This is a genomic window from Paenibacillus sp. MAEPY2 (assembly GCF_000499205.1).
Classification (GTDB): domain Bacteria; phylum Bacillota; class Bacilli; order Paenibacillales; family Paenibacillaceae; genus Paenibacillus; species Paenibacillus vandeheii.
In genome coordinates this window covers 1-314 of the sequence record NZ_AWUK01000093.1, presented here as the reverse complement: position 1 = coordinate 314, position 314 = coordinate 1, and the positions used below count along the sequence as shown (strand labels likewise).

The following is a 314-nucleotide window of genomic DNA, read 5'->3' as shown; positions in this document are numbered from 1 at the left end:
TGAATAATTTTAGATATAGTCGTATCTTCTACATGCTTGGTAACTCTGACTTCAAGCAGCCCTTCTTCGTTTAGTGTTCCGGCAAACACCTCATCGTCCACAGTTTTAGCGACCGGAACTGATTCTCCCGTGATTGCTGCCTGATTTAGCGTTGACGTTCCTTGTATTACAACTCCATCCATAGCCAATTTTTGTCCTGGCTTAACGATCATTACATCTCCAACCTGAATATCATCAACACTTATGGTCATCTCAGCAGAACCACGTCGAATTAGCGCTTCCTTGGGAGCAATATCCATAAGTGAACGGATCGA

1 protein-coding gene is annotated in these 314 nt (G+C 43.3%); it reads right to left on the bottom strand.

Annotated features, from left to right (window positions below; all coding sequences use genetic code 11):
• A partial coding sequence (locus P364_RS0134425) for an HAD-IC family P-type ATPase (protein ID WP_029881534.1) occupies positions 1 to 314 on the bottom strand: 314 nt, incomplete at both ends.